Origin of the sequence: Ruoffia tabacinasalis (assembly GCF_005864045.1) — a bacterium.
Lineage (GTDB): Bacteria > Bacillota > Bacilli > Lactobacillales > Aerococcaceae > Ruoffia > Ruoffia tabacinasalis.
The window spans coordinates 1-1,279 of sequence record NZ_VBSP01000100.1; the positions used below are offsets into that span (position 1 = coordinate 1).

Consider the following 1,279-nt stretch of genomic DNA (forward strand, 5'->3'; position numbering starts at 1 on the left):
TCATCAACCCTATCTTTGTGTCTTCTAAAAGACGCAGATATTCGTTATATTAAAAGTACCACCAAATAACATAAGGAGAATATCTACGCATGAACCATTTTATCCAAAAAACCTTTCAATTAAAAGACCCAAATATCACGATCGATATGGACCGTGTTGAAGAACAGCATTATAAAGGCCGCTTATCTTTGTTTTACTTTGGCACATTAACGTATGTTCCTAAAGCCTGTGAATGTTGTGGTATCGTCAATGATGCCTATCAAGTCGTTAAAAATGGGACGCGTCACTCTCGTCTGACTTTAGCGAGCATAACGGGACTTCCTGCCTACTTAAACTTAGCCAAACAACGCTTCAAATGTAAAACCTGTGGCCAAAGCTTTACAGCGAAAACGTCCTTTGTGGACCCTCACTGTTTTATTTCTAAGCGGGTCACACAAATGATTATGGATCGGGCAACACGTGTGATGTCAGAGGTAGATATTGCCAAAGATACCCATGTTTCCCCGAATACCGTGCGTCGCGTCATTCATCAGGCTGCCGCTACGCTTCGGATCCGTCCCACATCTTCGTTACCCGAGCACCTCTGTTTTGATGAATTCAAAAGTGTCAAATCAGTCAAAGCCGCCATGAGTTTTATTTACTGCGACGCTATAAATCATCAAGTCGTCGATGTGGTCGAAGACCGAAAAGCGGGCTCTTTAAAAAACTATTTTATTCGCTATGATCTCGCTGTGCGCCGTCAGGTTAAATCTGTCACTATTGATATGTACGAACCTTATATTCAAGTCATTCATCGATGGTTTCCCAATGCCGATATTATCATGGATCCCTTTCACTTGATACAGGCTTTAAACCGTGAATTATCGCAGTATCGTGTGCAGTTTATGAATACCATTCGAACCAAAGACCGCCGATTATATAATAAATTAAAACGCTATTGGAAGTTAATCCAAAAAAATCCGAATGACCTCAAAGCCACAACCTATCACCGATTTCCTTTATTTGATTGGCTGACGAATACGCAAGGAATTGTGGATTATTTACTGGCTCAAGATACCCAACTAAAAGCCACCTATCAGATTGTCCATCAATTAGGGGATGCCTACCGTACCAACAATTGGCCACGATTTGAATCTACCTTAATTCAGGCGAAGCAACTTCAGCTTCCAGCTGGGTTAAGGCGTGTCTTACGTTCTTTTAAGAAGTACCAAACGTATATTCACAACACGTTCTCGTATCCAGGTTTAACGAATGGCCCGATCGAAGGTATTAATAATAA

At 41.1% G+C, this 1,279-nt stretch carries 1 protein-coding gene; it reads left to right on the top strand.

Annotated features, from left to right (window positions below; genetic code table 11):
* Positions 1-89 precede the first annotated feature (89 nt).
* Positions 90-1,279 (top strand): ISL3 family transposase (locus FEZ33_RS12200; RefSeq protein WP_138405612.1); only part of this gene is annotated, 1,190 nt, incomplete at its 3' end.